Source organism: Terribacillus jepli (assembly GCF_047228925.1).
Taxonomy (GTDB): Bacteria; Bacillota; Bacilli; order Bacillales; family Amphibacillaceae; genus Terribacillus.
Genome location: NZ_JBFEGH010000003.1, coordinates 53,890 through 71,691 on the forward strand (window position 1 = coordinate 53,890; position 17,802 = coordinate 71,691).

Annotated in this window: 19 protein-coding genes and 1 pseudogene; 17 read left to right on the plus strand and 3 right to left on the minus strand. The window is 42.1% G+C overall.

Annotated features, from left to right (window positions below):
* Positions 1-67: 67 nt before the first annotated feature.
* Together AB1K91_RS04425 and AB1K91_RS04430 are read left to right on the plus strand one after the other, a co-directional pair.
* A complete protein-coding gene (locus AB1K91_RS04425) occupies positions 68-646 on the plus strand; it encodes a hypothetical protein (protein WP_413088478.1) in 579 nt (192 codons plus the stop codon).
* Between the two features lie 75 nt (positions 647-721).
* Positions 722-1,009: a hypothetical protein gene (locus AB1K91_RS04430; RefSeq protein WP_413088480.1), complete on the plus strand. Its 288-nt coding sequence runs from the start codon at positions 722-724 to the stop codon at positions 1,007-1,009.
* A gap of 45 nt (positions 1,010-1,054) precedes the next feature.
* Here the strand turns inward: AB1K91_RS04430 and AB1K91_RS04435 are convergent, their stop codons facing one another.
* Together AB1K91_RS04435 and AB1K91_RS04440 are read right to left on the minus strand one after the other, a co-directional pair.
* Positions 1,055-2,008, minus strand: a complete 954-nt coding sequence (locus AB1K91_RS04435; protein WP_413088482.1) for an aldo/keto reductase — start codon at positions 2,006-2,008, stop codon at positions 1,055-1,057.
* A gap of 103 nt (positions 2,009-2,111) precedes the next feature.
* Entirely contained in the window at positions 2,112-2,486 is a 375-nt protein-coding gene (locus AB1K91_RS04440) for a MerR family transcriptional regulator (protein ID WP_413088484.1), read from the minus strand.
* A 203-nt stretch (positions 2,487-2,689) separates the two neighbouring features.
* Here AB1K91_RS04440 and AB1K91_RS04445 point away from each other — a divergent pair, with 203 nt between their 5' ends.
* The 3 genes from AB1K91_RS04445 to AB1K91_RS04455 are packed head-to-tail and all read left to right on the plus strand — an operon-like array spanning position 2,690 to position 3,557.
* Positions 2,690-2,851, plus strand: a complete 162-nt coding sequence (locus AB1K91_RS04445) for a hypothetical protein (protein WP_413088486.1) — start codon at positions 2,690-2,692, stop codon at positions 2,849-2,851.
* Between the two features lie 2 nt (positions 2,852-2,853).
* The gene (locus AB1K91_RS04450; protein ID WP_413088488.1) at positions 2,854-3,315 is read left to right on the plus strand and encodes a GNAT family N-acetyltransferase; all 462 of its coding nucleotides are present in this window, start codon (positions 2,854-2,856) and stop codon (positions 3,313-3,315) included.
* Between the two features lie 50 nt (positions 3,316-3,365).
* Positions 3,366-3,557, plus strand: coding sequence for a LacI family DNA-binding transcriptional regulator (locus AB1K91_RS04455; RefSeq protein ID WP_413088490.1), 192 nt, complete (start codon positions 3,366-3,368; stop codon positions 3,555-3,557).
* A 470-nt stretch (positions 3,558-4,027) separates the two neighbouring features.
* Here the strand turns inward: AB1K91_RS04455 and AB1K91_RS04460 are convergent, their stop codons facing one another.
* Positions 4,028-4,876 carry a YitT family protein gene (locus AB1K91_RS04460; RefSeq protein ID WP_413088492.1) on the minus strand — a complete coding sequence of 283 codons (849 nt, stop codon included), beginning with the start codon at positions 4,874-4,876 and terminating at the stop codon, positions 4,028-4,030.
* A 226-nt stretch (positions 4,877-5,102) separates the two neighbouring features.
* Between AB1K91_RS04460 and AB1K91_RS04465 the strand changes: the two genes are divergently transcribed.
* The 12 genes and pseudogenes from AB1K91_RS04465 (at position 5,103) to cydC (ending at position 17,779) form a co-directional block, all read left to right on the plus strand.
* Positions 5,103-6,101: an acrylyl-CoA reductase family protein gene (locus tag AB1K91_RS04465; RefSeq protein WP_413088494.1), complete on the plus strand. Its 999-nt coding sequence runs from the start codon at positions 5,103-5,105 to the stop codon at positions 6,099-6,101.
* A gap of 589 nt (positions 6,102-6,690) precedes the next feature.
* The gene (locus tag AB1K91_RS04470; RefSeq protein WP_413088495.1) at positions 6,691-7,146 is read left to right on the plus strand and encodes a PTS sugar transporter subunit IIA; all 456 of its coding nucleotides are present in this window, start codon (positions 6,691-6,693) and stop codon (positions 7,144-7,146) included.
* 4 nt (positions 7,147-7,150) lie between these two features.
* Entirely contained in the window at positions 7,151-8,566 is a 1,416-nt protein-coding gene (locus AB1K91_RS04475; RefSeq protein ID WP_413088496.1) for a PTS fructose transporter subunit IIC, read from the plus strand.
* A gap of 3 nt (positions 8,567-8,569) precedes the next feature.
* Positions 8,570-9,430 carry a ketose-bisphosphate aldolase gene (locus AB1K91_RS04480; RefSeq protein WP_413088498.1) on the plus strand — a complete coding sequence of 287 codons (861 nt, stop codon included), beginning with the start codon at positions 8,570-8,572 and terminating at the stop codon, positions 9,428-9,430.
* A 60-nt stretch (positions 9,431-9,490) separates the two neighbouring features.
* Positions 9,491-10,264 carry a DeoR/GlpR family DNA-binding transcription regulator gene (locus AB1K91_RS04485; protein ID WP_413088500.1) on the plus strand — a complete coding sequence of 258 codons (774 nt, stop codon included), beginning with the start codon at positions 9,491-9,493 and terminating at the stop codon, positions 10,262-10,264.
* Between the two features lie 265 nt (positions 10,265-10,529).
* Positions 10,530-10,859, plus strand: a complete 330-nt coding sequence (locus tag AB1K91_RS04490; protein WP_413088830.1) for a GNAT family N-acetyltransferase — start codon at positions 10,530-10,532, stop codon at positions 10,857-10,859.
* A gap of 57 nt (positions 10,860-10,916) precedes the next feature.
* Positions 10,917-11,153: pseudogene (locus AB1K91_RS04495) on the plus strand (GNAT family N-acetyltransferase); the annotation flags it as partial.
* Positions 11,154-11,176: 23 nt separating this feature from the next.
* Complete coding sequence (locus AB1K91_RS04500; RefSeq protein ID WP_413088501.1) at positions 11,177-11,719, plus strand: nucleotidyltransferase family protein; 543 nt, start codon at positions 11,177-11,179, stop codon at positions 11,717-11,719.
* 215 nt (positions 11,720-11,934) lie between these two features.
* A complete protein-coding gene (locus tag AB1K91_RS04505; protein WP_413088503.1) occupies positions 11,935-13,335 on the plus strand; it encodes a cytochrome ubiquinol oxidase subunit I in 1,401 nt (466 codons plus the stop codon).
* A complete protein-coding gene (cydB, locus tag AB1K91_RS04510; RefSeq protein ID WP_413088504.1) occupies positions 13,322-14,338 on the plus strand; it encodes a cytochrome d ubiquinol oxidase subunit II in 1,017 nt (338 codons plus the stop codon). Before AB1K91_RS04505 ends, cydB begins: the two co-directional genes overlap by 14 nt.
* Positions 14,338-16,059, plus strand: coding sequence for a thiol reductant ABC exporter subunit CydD (gene cydD / locus AB1K91_RS04515; RefSeq protein ID WP_413088506.1), 1,722 nt, complete (start codon positions 14,338-14,340; stop codon positions 16,057-16,059). The genes cydB and cydD overlap by 1 nt, the downstream gene beginning before the upstream one ends.
* Positions 16,046-17,779, plus strand: coding sequence for a thiol reductant ABC exporter subunit CydC (gene cydC / locus AB1K91_RS04520; RefSeq protein ID WP_413088508.1), 1,734 nt, complete (start codon positions 16,046-16,048; stop codon positions 17,777-17,779). Before cydD ends, cydC begins: the two co-directional genes overlap by 14 nt.
* The last annotated feature ends 23 nt before the right edge of the window (positions 17,780-17,802 follow it).

The following is a 17,802-nucleotide window of genomic DNA, read 5'->3' on the forward strand; positions in this document are numbered from 1 at the left end:
GAAATGCATGCAGGAAATAGTGTGAATAATGGAGAAACAAATAGAAAAAGGCTATGGGAGGGGAATCATGACGACTTCTTACGAGGAATTAGTAGTGGAAATGGAACGTATATCGACAGTAATACAAAAGTTCCCGGAGAATCTGCAAGGCAAGGTTTTCGATATCATGGTAAAGAGCTATCTCGGGGAGCATGTCTTTGAAGCAGCGGCTGTGGAAGAACCGGAACCAGAGACGGTACAGCATATATCGGTCGTCGATCCCAATCGAGTTCAATCCATCAAAAAGCGTCCGATTCGCCGGAACAAAGACTCCTATAGCATGGTGAAAGACTTGGATCTCCTGGGCAAGAGCGGGGTGGAACCATTCCGTGATTTCCTGGAGCGATATGAAGTGAATTCCAATATCAAGTTCAATACAGTGGCAGTCTACTATTTGAAAAATGTCCTGCATATACCTGATGTGACGATCGATCATATCTATACATGCTATAAGAATGGCGAGCGAAAAGTACCAGGTAATCTCAGGCAGAGTATCACAGATACATCGAGCTCTAAATATGGCTATATCAACATGAGTGACAACCATATCACACTCAGTGTCCTTGGGGAGAATCTTGTCGAGTTTGAACTGAAGCAGGAAGCTTGATAGTTTGAAGCAAGCGCAAACAAGGAATATATAACGAGAGCACAACCGAACACAAATGAGTGGAGGGAAGTAACAATGAAGAAAAATATCGGATGGATCGCAGGAGGAACAGTTGCACTAGCCGCAGCAGCAGGTACCTTTTCTTATTTGAAACGCAAGAAGAACGATGATCAAAAGGTGACAGGTTCGAATCTGCAGGATAAAGAGCGGGAGGACAAGCTGCCGAGCCCGGATGCCAAAACCGACGAAGAAGAAAAAGGCTTGAGTGCATTGGATCATGCGTACCGCGAAGAATGGGTGGCAAATACAATCACACCGACTGAAGAAGAGATAAAGCGAGCGGAAGAAAAAGTGAATAAGTGATCAAAACCCGGCTGATTGCCGGGTTTTTGTGATTTCGGGTCTCTGTTACCTGTTGGGCTTCTCGAAAATTGTATTTAATTCCTCATGCTCTGCAGCTGTAAGGTGAATATCCAATGCTTTTAAGTTGCTGGCAAGCTGATCCGGACTAGTGGCGCCGGGTATGATCAAGTCAACGCCAGGACGGGTAAGCAGCCAGGCAAGCGCGATTTGAGCAGGCTGGGCATTTTTCTTTTCAGCAAATAACTTAAATTGTTCGACACGATCGACGTTATCCTGGTACACCTTTCCTTGGAACATGGGATTGTTCATTCGAGATGTATCGGTAAATACTTGATCCTTGCGATACTTACCAGCCAATAAACCGGAAGCCAAAGGGAAGAATGGGATGACGGAAATATCTCTCTCAAGGCAATACGGGATGATCTCCTTTTCCGCGTGGCGGGCTAATAAAGAATATTCCGTTTGAAGTACGTTCAAATCGTCTGATTGGTTGAATGCTTGTATTTGCTGATAATCCAGATTGGAAGCACCAATAGTCTTTATTTTTCCTTCTTTCTTCATATCAGCAAGTGCAGCAGCTGACTCAGCCAAAGGTGTGGAGCTATAAGGGAAATGAAGATACAAAATGTCGATATAATCTGTTTGCAGCCTTTTTAAACTGTCCTCCACAGCAAGACGCAGTGCTTTCGAGCTGTTATCGACCTGCAATTTGCCATCTATGAATTCTGGGTTGGGAGAGACCTTTGTGGAAAGGATCAGTTTATCCCGGGCGCCTCTTTTTTGAATCATCTCACCAATCAATTCCTCGGATTTCCCTTGGCCGTATATATATGCCGTGTCTATCATTTCAAATTGCCCGTCCAAAACTGCTTCCAATAGTTGTCGGCTCTTTTCATCATCCATCTTTGGATACATCATTTCATTGCCGACAACGCCGGCGCCGAACCCCATTTTGAAAGCCGTTAATCCTGTCTTGCCGATTGTTGCTTGATTACGCATATCATTTTCCTCTTTTCATGTTTTTAAAGCAGCCGGTGACGGGCTTACTTTAAGTTCATCCTACAAGCCGGTGTTTACACCAGGTCAAGTAGTAAAGGAAAATTTATTGAAAGTGCCCCAATTTAACGCCGTTTATTCTTTTTTCTTCTATCAGTTCCCATATCACTTGCAAATCTGCTTGCTGTTTCTTTATCTTGGCTTGATAAGCAGTAAGTTTTTCTTCCCACTCTTGATCGGACACATCATTATTGTTCAATTGGAGCAAGAGGATGGGCCGCAATTCCTCGAGACTCATTCCCGTCTTTTTTAAACACTTGATCATCAGCAGCGTTTCCCGGTGGATTTCATGAAAAACTCTATGACCATTGCTTTTTCGTGAGACAGGGGGAAGGAGATTCATTTTTTCATAATAACGGACGGTATCTTCACTAACACCACATGACTGCGTAAGTTCTTTCAATGTATAAGTTTGCTGCATGTACATCACCTTTCGTTTGAATACACTAAAGTGATTATATAAGCTGGAGTTCACTCCAGGTCAAGTGCGACATAAAAATCAAAATATTAGCTGCAAAAATGGCTAAAAAGACTAAGGCAAGAAAAACTTATCAAAGTTGTACTTGGTTTACTGCAGGTTTTCTATCTATAATGGAATTAATTAATATAAGAGGAGCATCATCTATGACTGCCTTATCCTTTTACACCGTTGCGATCATCGCACTTATCCTGCTGATAGTGATAGGTTTGGTGATCGGTACCTATCTAGTATTTCGCACATACAACCGAAAGCGTAAGCAGGCGGTCATGGCAGAATGGCAGGCAGCACGGAAGGAGCGTGAATGACCATGTACCAAATAGTGCCAATGACACAATCACAGGCAGAATCGATTGCGAACAATTGGAAATATGATGGGGATTACAGCTTTTATGATATGGATCAAGATGAAGAGGATATGGATGAATTCCTTGATCCTAAGGAGCGAGAAGGCAATGTTTTTGCTGTTCAACAGGAGAAAGAGCTCATCGGCTTCGTATCAGTGACGTATGAAAAAGAGGAAGCGGAAATCGGATTCGGGATTCGGCCTGATTTAACAGGTCAAGGATTGGGACAGTCCTTTGTTTCATTTTTGGTGGAAGCAGTTGATGAAATGTATCAACCTGAGAGGGTTTCACTTAGCGTAGCCGCTTTCAATAAGCGAGCAATCACTGTCTATGAACGGGTCGGTTTTCAACGGACAGAGCAATTTGACCAGTTTACCAATGGTGGTGTTTATCCGTTTATCCGAATGGTCTTGCCAAGAAAATAGAACAAATGATTTAGAAAACGAAACAACAAGTAAAGATATGGGGCATGGATATGGAAAAAAGAATAATATCTGCTATCGAAGTTGCTAAACTGGCAAATGTATCACAGTCGACGGTATCCAGGGTTTTCACGCCAGGTGCCAGTGTATCAGAGAAAACACGGAAAAAAGTAATGAAGGCTGCTGAAGAGCTGAATTACCAGCCCAATGCTTTGGCTCGCTATTGCCGGGGAGACGCACCGTGATGCATATCCGGCATTTGGAGCAATGACAGTATGTGTTCCGTTGGCTGCAGTCATTCTGGCAGTAATATTATTTAGTTTTGGATTAGGAATTTGATGGCTATATGATTCGTAATAATGTGTACCCTATGTAAAGGACATGATAAAAAAAGACTAGGCAGCTTTCTGTAGGATGGTCCCTGTATGAAACAGGGGTCATCTTTTAAAATTCCAGGAAATTTCCCTTTCACATTTTCTGTGATGAATAGTCGTTTGAATGCATCGGTATAAGTGATGGCTTTGGATGTGACGGACTTGACATGTGGATTAGCATGCAGTTTCTGTATATCTTTCTCGCCGAATAGTTGTTTGCTCTTTATTTCTCATCTCCGTACATAATGAATTTGTCCCCATTATACACAAAAGTACCCTATAGGTAGACTTTATTAGTATCTACTCTATAGGGTACACTCTAATCTTGGGTACGCTTCTATTCATTTTGTAATATCCATGAATCCTTCACCAAATACATCGCGTACGTCGTACAACGTGATGAATGCTTTTGTATCGATAGAGCGGACAATTTTCTTCAATGGAAGCAATTCCTGTTTATTGATGACAACATACAATATCTCTTTCTGGTTCTGCGTATAATACCCACGTCCTTCCAGCAGTGTGACACCTCTGTCAAGTTGCGTCGATATCGTTTTGGCAATTGTATCTTTTTGATTGGAAATGATGAAGACTGCTTTCTTCGGATTCAATCCTTCAATGACGAATTCCATCACTTTAGTGGCAATGTAAAGCATGATCACGGTAATGAGAAGTTTCTCTGTGCCGATGATGAACCATGAGGCTGCCACGACGATCAAATCGAAGAACAGTAAGGCAAAGCTTGTATTCCAGTCCAGATACTTATTCGCCAGCTTGGCAAGGATCGCAGTTCCTGCTGTCGTTCCGCCGACTTTTAGTATAAGCCCGATCCCGACACCGGCAAATACGCCGCCGAAGACTGCGTTCACAAGTACTTGGTCTGAAGCAATCTCCCAGCTCTCGGTTAAATGAAGGAAGGAAGAGTTCAATAGGATTACAATAAGTGTATAGAAAACGGTTTGTTTATCGAGAAATCGATATCCTATAATGAGCAAAAGCCCATTCAGGATCAGGTTCATGATACTCGGCGCCCAGCCCAGTGCATAGAACAAGATGATAGTGATACCTGTCACACCGCCTTCGCCTAGCTCACTCGGGATGGCAAAAATGTTCACTGCCAGAGCGAACAGAAAGGAACCGGCTATGAGGAATACCAGGTCTCTGAGGAAGTGCTTCTTAATCTGTTTCATCTGATAACCCCCTTCAAGTATTAGTTTCTTCACTGATAGACCACGAGATTATATCATACTGCACTATGTCTTTCCATATTACTTGACAAGAATTCAAAAGAATATCTACCGTTTTGTTTGAGATATAGAAAGGGTATAAGAAAATGATTCTGGATCAAATGCGCATAAATTGTGTCTGAATATGAAAAAGATTAGTATAGGATATATAGTAGGAGGGGTTTTGCAAATGAAAGGATCATTCAGAGCATTAGTTGCAGAAAAGCAAGGAGAAGATTTTTCTGTACAAATGAAAGACCTGACAGTCGATCAATTGCCGGCTGGAGAAGTATTGATCAAGGTACATTATTCTGGTGTCAACTATAAGGATAGTCTGGCGACGATACCAAATGGAAATGTAGTCAAGTCTTACCCGATCGTTCCGGGAATCGATTTGGCTGGAGAAGTTGTGTCTTCTGAAGATGAGCGCTTCAAGCAAGGTGATCATGTCATTGCAACGAGCTATGAAATCGGAGTTTCCCGTCACGGGGGTTATAGCGAGTACGCCAAGGTGCCTGCAGATTTTATTGTACCGCTGCCGGCAGGAATGACCACAAGGGAAGCAATGATCATGGGTACTGCAGGTTTTACGGCTGCACTTTCAGTTCAACGCTTATTGGAAAATGGTCTTGATAAAGAGAACGGCCCGGTGCTCGTTACCGGCGCAACAGGTGGAGTCGGGAGTTTTGCAGTAGCGATTCTTTCCAAGCTTGGTTTCGAGGTCGAAGCTAGTACCGGCAAACAGGAGGAAGAGGATTATCTGAAAGAACTCGGAGCTGACCGAATCATTTCCCGGGATGAAGTGTATGATGGAAACCTCAAGCAGCTTGCCAGCCAGAGATGGGCAGCGGCAGTCGATCCAGTAGGCGGAGAGCCGCTAGCATCAGTCCTCAGCCAGCTTAAGTATAACGGATCTGCTGCTGTAAGCGGTTTGACAGCTGGAGGCAACGTGCCAACGACTGTCTATCCATTCATCCTGCGCGGTATCAACTTACTTGGAATCGATTCGGTTTATTGTCCGAAACCAACGCGTGAAAAGATTTGGATGCAGCTGGCTACTGCTTTCAAACCAGGTGATTTAGAGCGCTTCGTAATCGAAGAATTGACGCTGGACCAATTGCCGGAAGCATTGCCGAAATTATTGGAAGGAAATGCCCGAGGCAGGTACTTGGTTAAAATCAGCGGCTGATGTGACAAGAATGTGTCCGGTAAATTTGAAAGATTTGTGAATAAAGTCACAAACACTTTCCCGCTGTGCAGATCCATGACATAATCATAGTCAAATGACTATGTGAGGTGCACAAATGATTTATCTGTTGATTGTGTTCGCGGTAGTTTGTGTTATTGGATGTTTTTCATCTTGGATGAAAATGGTCAAACGGGACGGAAACCAATTTGCAAATGTAACAGAAACAAAAACCGAGACAAAAACATACAAGAAAGCCAATTAAGTACTATTAACGCACTGCTTGAGCAGTGCGCTTTTTTAATTAGTCTAGAAGTCTTACATGAACAAAGTAAATCTTTTATACATTAAAGATATGCATTGGATATATTTAACATCAAATGCCGTTTTTCGTATTGAAGAACGTTTTTTTATGTTTAATAGGTCAATCTATCGCTTCAATAATTGATCGATTTCATGCAAATTGATGAACTTAATCAATCCAAAAAAGCCATAATGTCAACTATCGTTCATTGTATTGAATTAAATAGTTCACAGTGGTAATATCAAATCCAATAAAGAAAGCGCTTTCAAATTAGTGAGGAGGAGTGAGATGGACTTCACGTCTATGTTGGATAAGCGTAATTTTGTTTTTAACTGTGGCATTCAAACTAAAAAGGAATTATTTACTTGTCTGGCTGAAACCCTTGAAAGAAATGGATATCTAACAAATAAGAAAAGATTTATTAAGGATCTGGAAAAAAGGGAGAAGGAATCATCAACTGGTATTGAAGATGGGATTGGCATTCCCCATGCAAAAAGTAAAGTGGTCAAACAACCAGTGATTGCTTTCGCTCATACTAGTGGGTTAAATGACTATCATGCACTAGATGGATCATTGGTGGAATGTGTATTCATGATTGCAGTTCCAGAAAAAGCGAATGATTTGCACTTAGATACACTTAGCTTTCTAGCTAGGAAATTAATGAATGAGCAGATAAGGTCTGAACTTAAAAAAGCGAAAAATGGAGAAGAATTACAACTTATATTAACGAATCTGGGAGGGTAATAAAATGAAAATTGTTGGGGTGACTTCTTGTCCTACAGGAATTGCTCATACCTATATGGCTGCTGAAAAACTTCAAATAACTGCAGAAAAGAAAGGGCATGAAGCAAAATTTGAAACCCAGGGAGCCAAGACTGAAAATGTTTTATCCTCACAAGAGATAGAAGAAGCGGATGTTATCATTTTAGCAATTGACAAGGATGTTGACATGGATAAATTCGCTGGTAAAAAGATTAAGAAAGTCTCTACCTCAAGAGCTATAAAAGAATCCGATAAAGTTATAGATGAGGCAATAAATGGCATAGGTACCTTTATTTATAATGAGAGTAGTAAAAACGAAAATAAGCAAGTAAATAAGAAGAGCCTATATAATCATTTCATGAGCGGCGTGAATTACATGCTACCTTTTGTTATCGCAGGAGGTATCTTAATTGCACTGAGCTTTGCCTTTGGAATTGAGGCATCGGATCCTGATAGTGATAGTTATAATGTAATAGCTGGAGCTTTATCAAAAATAGGTGGAGATACTGCATTTGCATTAATGATTCCTGCTTTAGCTGCTGGAATAGCATCTTCTATTGCTGGAAGAGCAGGATTTGCTCCTGGATTGACTGCGGGTACTTTGGCTATAGCTGGAGGATCTGGGTTTTTAGGCGGTATGATAGGTGGTATTTTAGCAGGATACGTTACTGATATCCTGGCAAATAAAATAAATATGAAAAAATCCGTTCAAGCGATATACCAACTCATAGCGGTTCCTTTAGTGGCAATCACAATAGTTGGTATGTCTATGGTATTTTTAATTGATACTCCAATTTCGTGGCTTTTAAGTACGTTGACAGCATTTTTGAATGGGCTCGGTACAACATCTGGTCTGATGTTTGGGTTGCTGATTGGTTTGATGATGGCAGCTGATATGGGGGGACCTATTAACAAATCCATCTCGACATTTTCTGTCGGTTTAATGTCAGCAGGAGTTAATGCGCCAGTAGCCGCATGTATGATAGCGGGAATGACACCGCCATTAGGTCTGGCATTAGCGACTGTTTTATTTAAACATAAATTCAACAAAGAGGAGAAGACGTCTGGTAAATCTTGTTGGGTATTAGGTGCCTCTTATATTACAGAGGGTGCCATACCGTTCGCGGTAGCTGATCCACTGAGAGTAATTCCTAGTTTGATGGCAGGTTCAGCTGTTGCTGCTGCTATATCGATGTCAGCAGGAGTGACATCCATGGCTCCGCATGGAGGAATATGGGTCATGTTTATACCTAATGTTATAAATAATTTACCAATGTATATTCTTTCCTTAATAGCAGGATCATTCGTCACAGCAATTACGGTTGGACTGCTAAAGAAACCAGTGATAGCAAAAGAAGAAAAAACAAATAAAACTCAATCAGAGAAAGAAGGTATCGCATAAATAATGTTATATACAATGAAAGATCTGTTAAAAGTGGCTAAGGAGAATAAGTTTGCTGTACCCGCTTTTAATATTTGTAGTTTTGATATGTTAAAAGCTATTATGGAGGAAGTCGAAGCACAGCGCTCACCTGTAATAATTGAAATACACCCTAATGAAATTGAATATTTAGGTGATTTCTTTATTGCAGCTGTGAAAGAATATGCGTTGCATAGTAAAATTCCTGTCGTTATTCATCTCGATCATGGAGGCAGTGTTTATGATGTAATGAGGGCTATAAAAAATGGATACACATCCGTTATGATTGATGCATCGAGTTCTGATTATGAGGACAACATAAAAATTACTAAGAAAGTAGTAGATTTAGCTCACGCGGTCGGTGTATCTGTTGAAGCGGAACTGGGTACGATTGGAAACAATGGTTCGTATGAAGGGGGAGCTGAATCTTTTATTTATACAGATCCGGATCAAGCCGTAGATTTTGTGGAGAGAACTAACATTGACACTTTAGCAGTTGCAATAGGAACGTCACACGGATTATATCCCAAAGATGTGATACCTAAACTGAATCTTCCGCTACTAAAAGAATTGTATGAACGAATTGACATTCCTTTCGTTTTACACGGCGGATCTGGTAATCCTGACTCAGAAGTAAGAGCATCTGTTGATTATGGAGTATCTAAGGTAAACTTATCCTCCGATTTAAAGAGTGTATTTTTTAAAGAAATACGCAGAGTATTGACTGAAGATTCTGATATCTATGAACCGAACCAAGTGTATATGCAGCCAAATGAGAAGGTTAAAAGTGTAGTGCGGCAGAAGTTACATGTATTAAATACATTGGGCAAGGCTGATTTGTATTAAATTGGTCCAGGAGGTATGGGTATAATTCATCCATGCCTCTTCTACAATGGAGGAATTTAAATGCCAACTTCTATTCAAAAAGAGAGACAAGATAAAATAATCAATTACTTAAAATCAGAAAACTTTATAAAGACAAGTGATTTAATGGATCTACTTAATTATAGTGAAGCTACAATTAAAAGAGACTTAATAGAGTTACAAAACAAAGGATTGATTCGTAGAACACGCGGCGGTGCCGTAATTATCGATCGTCATAAGATCGATATACCATATCTTATGAAGGTCGATAAATTTAATGAAGAAAAAGAAAAGGAAAAGATAGCCAAGCTTGCTTTGGAATTAATACAAGATGATATGAGTCTGTTCATAGATTCCAGCACTACAGTCCTTCATTTGGTTAATCATTTACATAAATTCAAAGGTTTAAAGGTTATAACAAATGGTGTCATAACCGCAAGTTTATTAACTGAATATACTTCGGCGGATGTTAATATCCTTGGTGGCTCAATTGCTCCCAAACGATTCACAGTTAATGGCTCTAGGGCGTTTAATGATGCATTAACCTATCATGTTGATCTTGCATTTGTTTCATGCAGAGGGTTTGATTTTTCTTTAGGAACTAGCGAAACAACAGAAGGAGAGGCACTTATAAAGCAGTCATTTCGAAAACGATCAAAAGAATTAGTGTTAATGGTCACGCATGATAAGTTAAATCAGAAATACTTAAACCAAAGTTTAAGTTGTTCAGACATAGACTATATCATTCTTGATCAACCCTTATCTGTAGAAGAATTAGATAGTCTAAATACTTACAAGGTTAAAGTTATGTACTAAAATAAAGCTATATTTAAAAGTATGTAATAGTGCAGGCACAACACCACTAATTAAAGAATTTTAATATTTCGCGATAATTAACAAAGGTAAAGTTAACCAAAATTATAACAAAGATCCGAATTCTAATGAGTTCTAGCAGCGAAAACGTTTGGAAAGAGGACGGGACAAGAAGTAATTTAGCTTATTGAAAAACCGAACTTCAGGGCAAATCAAATTAGATTTTGCTCTGAAGTTCGGTTTATTTATTTAGAAGTATTCCTTCGTTATTCAGCGACATAATAAAGAAACTGCTACATTTACAGTGCGTGATGATACAGGGGATATCATCGGAGGTATCACCTGTACGTATTATTGGCAGCATCTGCATATCGATTTTCTTTGGGTGGAGAAGTCTATGCGGAAAGAAGGTATTGGCGCAAAGTTGTTGTCCGAAGCTGAGAATTTTGCCAAACAAAAAGGTGCCAGACTTATCAAATTGGATAGCTTCAGCTTCCAGGCACCCGCTTTCTATCAAAAGTATGGTTACAAAGTGTTCGGGAAAGTGGAAGATCATCCTGTTGGCTGTACCCAATACTATCTGGTAAAGAAGCTGTAGGAAACCTTTTGAACCGCATATTCGTAAGAAAGGAAAGGAGGAAACAAATACGTTTGTGAGCTGCAAAAAATGTATGCAGCAAAAGAAACTCGAGGAACAGGAATAGCTCATGATTTATTACAGATAGCCCTTACTTTTGCCAGCCAGCACTATAGCCGCTGCTATCTGGAAACATTAAGCAATATGACTGCTGCAAACCGTTTTTATTTAAAAAAGGGATTCCAGCAGATGGACAAACCATTAAGCCAAACGGAGCATTATGCATGTGATGTGTGGTATATCAAAGATCTGTAATCCAATGGAAAGAAGGCGATCCATTGCATTTTAGACCGGTATTAGAACTGCTGGAAGCTCGTGATATTTCCTATTCCATCGGCGGTTCGCTGCTTTTGTACCTAAAAGAACTTCCAGTAGTTCCGAATGATGTCGATATAGTAGTAGAAAGAGAGCTGTTTGCCGAAGCGAAGCAAGTGCTTCAAGAAAGCGCAGTAAAATACGAAGACAAGCCTGCCCAAGGTCGCTTTTTGACGAGGGCTTGCACAACCTTCGAGATGTCAGATGGCGTGGATGTGGATTTGATGACTGACTTTGCTGTTCTATATGAAACAAATGTTATTCGGATGCCATTCATTGCTGTCACGGAACAAACAAAGGAAGGCTTGCTGCCGCTTGGCAGTATGGAAGCTTGGTATGTTATGTATTGGCTGCTGCCAGGCAAGGAAAAGAAGCGAGCTTTGATGGAAGACTATTTTCACAGCAATGGTTTAACAGATACCTCGTACTTAAAGCAGGCGCTTATGCTTGATTTGCCGGAACCTGCAAGCGGAGCGATCAGCCGTTTATTAGCACATACACGATAAAACTAATGTCAAAATAATTTCATATAAATTACTTGAAAATCCCTTTTTGAAGGGTTTTTTTTATTTGTTAACAAAGCTGTGACGATTATGCCACAAATTGTTCAATGTTTCACAATCGCAAATAGGAAAGCAGGAGTATACTAAATGTAACAGGACCATGTGACTAATTTCACATAGTTTCCGATAAAATTATGATAAAGAAAGAAGGCGGCAAAATGGATGTTGTAGAGCTTTCGCGTATCCAGTTTGCATCAACGACATTGTTCCACTTCCTATTCGTTCCATTGAGCATAGGATTGGCATTCATCATTGCAATCATGGAAACTCTGTATGTTGTCAAAAAAGATGATAAGTACAAAAAAATGGCGAAGTTCTGGGGACATTTATTCCTGATCAACTTCGCAGTCGGTGTCGTGACCGGTATCCTGCAGGAATTCCAATTCGGAATGAACTGGTCGGAATACTCCCGTTTTGTAGGGGATGTCTTCGGTGCACCGCTTGCAATAGAAGCATTATTAGCATTTTTCATGGAATCCACTTTCCTTGGTTTGTGGATTTTCGGCTGGGATCGTCTGCCGAAATGGCTGCATGCACTATGTATTTGGCTCGTTTCCTTAGGTACGATCTTCTCCGCATTCTTCATTCTGTCTGCTAACTCATTCATGCAGCATCCAGTTGGGGAAGTACTGCAAAATGGCAGACTTGAAATGAATGATTTCTTGGCAATCTTGACGAATGGCCAGCTGTGGGTGGAATTCCCGCATACTGTGTTTGGCTCGTTCGCGACTGGTGCATTATTCATCATAGGTATTAGTGCCATTGCCTTTTTGCGCAAGAAACATGTGGAATTTTATAAAGGTTCCTTTAAGGTCGCTATTATTGTTGCTTTGATCAGTGGTATTGGTATTGCATTATCCGGGCACGAACAGGCACTTTACTTAGTTGAAACACAGCCGATGAAGATGGCTGCCAGTGAAGGACTATGGGAAGACAGTGCCGATCCGGCACCTTGGACAGTATTTGCCAATATCGATACGGAAGCGAAGGAGAATACTGGTGAACTTCAAATCCCTTATGCGTTAAGTTTCTTATCTTATGGTAAGTTCAGTGGTTCGGTCGAAGGCATGAATACATTGCAGGAACGTTATACAGAACTGTATGGTCCTGGCAATTACATTCCGCCGGTTAAAACGACATTCTGGAGTTTCCGTGTCATGACGGTATTAGGCGGAGCAGTTCTTGCTTTATCCATCTGGGGTGCGTATCTTTATGCCCGTAAGAAACTTGTTAACAGCAAATTGTATTTGCGCTTGATGATCATTGCAATCAGCTTCCCGTTCATCGGCAACTCCGCTGGTTGGATCATGACTGAAATCGGTCGCCAGCCATGGGTTGTGTTCGGTTATATGAAAACAGAAGATGCAGTCAGCGCAGGGGTGACTGCAGGCGAAGTATTATTCTCCCTCATCACTTTCTCTGCTTTGTATCTGATCTTGTTCGCGGTTATGATCACGTTGTTCGTCCGTGAAATCAAAAAAGGTCCTGAACACGATATCGAGAAGTCAGATCCGATTGCAGATCCGTTTACGAAGGAGGGTCAACATGCTTTCTCTTAATGAATTCTGGTTCATTCTCGTCGCTGTCTTATTCGTTGGCTTTTTCTTCTTGGAAGGCTTCGACTTCGGCGTCGGGATTGCAAGTAAGTTCGTAGCTAAAGATGATTTGGAAAGACGCGCTTTCATCAATTCGATCGGTCCATACTGGGATGCGAATGAAGTATGGCTGATTACAGCGATCGGTGCAATGTTCGCTGCTTTTCCGAACTGGTATGCATCCATGCTGAGCGGTTTTTATCTATGTTTCGCATTCATCCTGTTCGGATTGATCGGACGCGGGGTCGCGTTTGAGTTCCGCGGCAAAGCGGAGCACCCGACTTGGCGTAAAACATGGGACTGGGTGATTCTGTTTGGCAGCATCATCCCGCCGCTTGTTTTCGGTATCATGTTCACTGCCTTGATCCAAGGTGTGCCGATTGATGAAAATATGCATATGCATGCTGGTATCAGTGACGTCATCAACATCTATACAGTTCTTGGTGGGGTTACACTAACGATGCTGTGCGTATGGCATGGTCTTATCTTCGGAACACTACGTCTCATGGACACATTGCGCGAGCGCTGCCGCCGTGCTGCAAAGAATTTGCTTCCAGTCAACGCGATTCTGCTTGTGGCATTCCTAGGTATGACATTCTTTAAAACAGATATGTTCAGTGTACACGGCAATATCTTAGAATATCTATTTATGGTCGGTATCCTGGTTTATATCGCATCCGGCTATTTCATCACACGTAAACGTGATGGCTGGGCATTCTTGATGTCTGGCTTGATCATGATCCTGCTGATTGCATCCGTGTTTATCGGACTGTTCCCGCGGGTAATGATCAGTTCCATCAGTGAAGCGTATAGCTTGACCGTACAGACAGCATCATCAGGCGATTATTCTTTGAAAGTCATGACCTATATCAGTTTGGCGTTGCTGCCATTCGTATTAGGCTATCAAATCTGGAGCTACTACGTTTTCCGTAAACGAGTGGATCATAAGGAGCATATGGAATACTAATGGGCAGAAATTTAATGGCATACAAAGGAATAAAAACGGTGCTGCTAGGGCTCTCCGCATTGACGCTTATGCAAGCTGTAGCCATTATCTTTCAGGCGAAATGGCTGGCGGAGGCCATCACGCACCTATTTCATGGAGAAAGTTTTATATCTCAAATTCCGCTTATAGGCTGCTTCATAGCAGCCTTTCTTGCTAGACAGCTATTGCAGCTGATCATCAAGAAGGTATGTTTCCGATTTGCAGAAGCAACTGTCGAGGATATGCGGAAAGCATTTTTGGAAAGTGTATTCAAACTTGGACCGCGTTATACAAGACAGGAAGGTACCGGAAATCTGGTCACTTTCTTGTTGGAAGGGGCAGGAAAGCTTCGGGATTATCTGGAGCTGTTCCTTCCGAAGCTTGTTTCCAATATGATTACACCTTGGCTTGTTCTGATTTATATTTGGATGCACGATGACATTTCGGCGATCATCCTGTTGGTTACCATTCCGATTTTGATCGCTTTCATGATCCTGCTCGGCTTGGCTGCCCAGAAGAAAATGGACAGTCAGTGGAAGGCATATCGTATGTTATCCAATCACTTTGTTGATTCGTTAAGAGGATTGGAAACGTTGAAATTCCTCGGTCGGAGCAAGGAACATGGGGAGACGATCGAAAAAGTGAGCGGCCAGTATCGCAAATCCACATTAGGAACGTTGCGTATTGCTTTCCTTTCCACATTTGCGCTTGATTTATTTACACAGCTTGCGATCGCCTTTGTCGCTGTGACATTAGGCCTTCGGTTGATCGATGGAACACTTTTGCTGGAACCTGCTTTGATGATTTTACTGCTGGCACCAGAGTATTTCCTGCCGATTCGTGAAGTGGGGAATGATTATCATGCAACGCTCGATGGGAAAGATGCTGGTGACCAAATGCTTTCTGTCATCAAGCAGGCTGATGAAAAGCACAAGGGAAATGAAGCGGGTACTTGGGAAGAGAATAGTGAACTTGTCTTAAACGATGTAATGGTAACGTACGACAACGATCATCCTGCTTTGTCAGACATAAAGCTAAGGGTCAAAGGGAACCAGAAAATAGGATTGATCGGGGCCAGCGGTGCAGGGAAATCGACTTTCATTGATTTGCTCAGTGGTTTTATCGACCCTGTATCCGGTCAAATGGAGCTTGACGGGAAGCCCGTGGATTTCACAGCCGATACTTGGCAGAAACAAACGGCCTACATTCCCCAGCATCCATTCATCTTCCAAGGCAGCATCAAGGATAATGTTCGCTTCTATGCGCCGGAAGCTTCGGACGAACAAGTGGAAAAAGCGATTGATCATGCCGGGTTGCGCGATGTAGTCGATAAGCTGCCTGAGGGATTCGATACTTTGATCGGGGAAGGTGCCCGTTCCTTGAGCGGAGGTCAGGCACAGCGTGTTGTGTTGGCAAGAGCATTCTTAAGTGATCGTCCTATCGTTCTCTTGGATGAGCCGACAGCGCAACTTGATATTGAGACGGAATATGAATTGAAGGAAGTAATCGAGGAGCTTGCTGCAGATAAATTGTTGTTCTTCGCATCACATCGACTTCATTGGATGCAGGAAATGGATCTGATTGTCGTCATGGATAACGGCAGGATAGCAGAGAGCGGCACGCACGAACAATTAATGGCAAACGATGGCTTATATGTCCGTTTGCTGGAAGCACAAATGGGGGATAACCATGAAGCATCGTGACTGGATCATGTCATATGTCAAACGTTATAAATATCGCATGCTGACCATACTGCTGCTCAGTATGCTGACAGTCGGATCAGCTGCGGCGCTGATGTTCACATCTGGCTATCTGATTTCAAAATCATCGCTTTGGCCGGAGAATATCCTGCTCGTTTATGTGCCGATAGTCCTTGTCCGTGCATTCGGGCTGGGGCGCTCGGTATTTCGCTATTCCGAACGGCTGGTCAGCCATGATTTCATCCTACGTGTGCTGGCTAAGATGCGAACGCGTTTGTATCATCTGGTTGAGCCGAAAGCGGCGACGAGCAAGTCGTTGAAAACAGGAGAAGTACTGGGGATTTTAGCCGAAGATATCGAAAGTCTGCAGGATCTGTATTTACGTACGGTTCTTCCGACTGCATCCGCTGTTCTCCTGTACGTCATCAGTATTTGTGCATTAGGATTTTTTGATATTGGCTTTGCTGTCTATATGGCGATTTACTTTTTTGTGCTTGTTGTCGTCATGCCGATTTTCTCGCTTTTGCATATGCGCGCAGTCAATCAGGCTTACAAAAAGGATAAGGATGAGCTTTATCGATATGTAACAGATGGTTTCCTAGGTATTCATGATTGGCTGCTGAGCGGTCAGAAGAAACATTTTTTCAGCCGGTTTTACAAGCGTCAGAGTACACAAGATAAGCTTGACAAACGGTCAAAAAACTGGTCATATTACCGTGAATTCATCGGGCAAGTCATCGTGGCTGCCATGCTTGTCACGATGCTTGCTTTTGGTGCCGGCCTTTTTGCGGATGGAAGGATTGCTGGGGTATTCATCGCTGCTTTTGTCCTTGTCATCATTCCGCTGTCAGAAGCGATTTTGCCGGTTTCGAATGCGGTGGAGAAGTATCCTCGATATGAAGAATCATTGAACCGCGTCACGACGCTGGAAGCGGATCAGGAAACAATTGCTGAGCCTGAGTCCTATGAAGGCTCATTGGAAAATGTAGAGCTGACTATGAATGATGTGAGCTTCGGTTATGAGGAGCAGGCAAGTGTTATTAAGAACTTATCACTTGAACTGACACAAGGTAAAAAAATTGCCATCATCGGTAAGAGCGGTGCCGGTAAATCCACATTGCTTAAGCTGCTGCAAGGGATGCTTGTTCCCGATACAGGATCTGTTCAAATCAATGGATATGAAGCATCTGCAATCCGTCCGGATATGACAAAGCTTGTATCGGTATTGAATCAGAATCCGTATCTTTTCTATACGACTGTGGCAAATAATTTGCTGTTGGCGAATGAATCAGCATCGGAAGCAGAAGTGAAGGCTGTGATGAAACAAGTAAAACTGCATGATTTGGTTGCCAGTCAGCCAGAAGGATATCAGACATCGATGCAGGAAACAGGCCAGCGTTTTTCTGGCGGTGAGCGTCAGCGTATTGCTTTGGCACGTGTTCTGCTGCAGGATACACCAATTGTCATGCTGGATGAACCAACTGTAGGACTTGATCCAATTACTGAACGCGACCTGCTGAATACGATTTTTGATAGTCTGACCGGTAAATCATTGCTCTGGGTAACGCATCATCTCGTTGGAATGGAGCACATGGATGAGATTATCTTCCTGGAAGACGGCAACATAAAAATGCGCGGAACGCATGCACAATTGCTGCAGGATTCCTCGCATTATCGAAGATTATATGAGCTGGACCGTCCTGTGGTACCTCAGCATGTTTGATCCAAAGCGTAAACGCTTTGGAT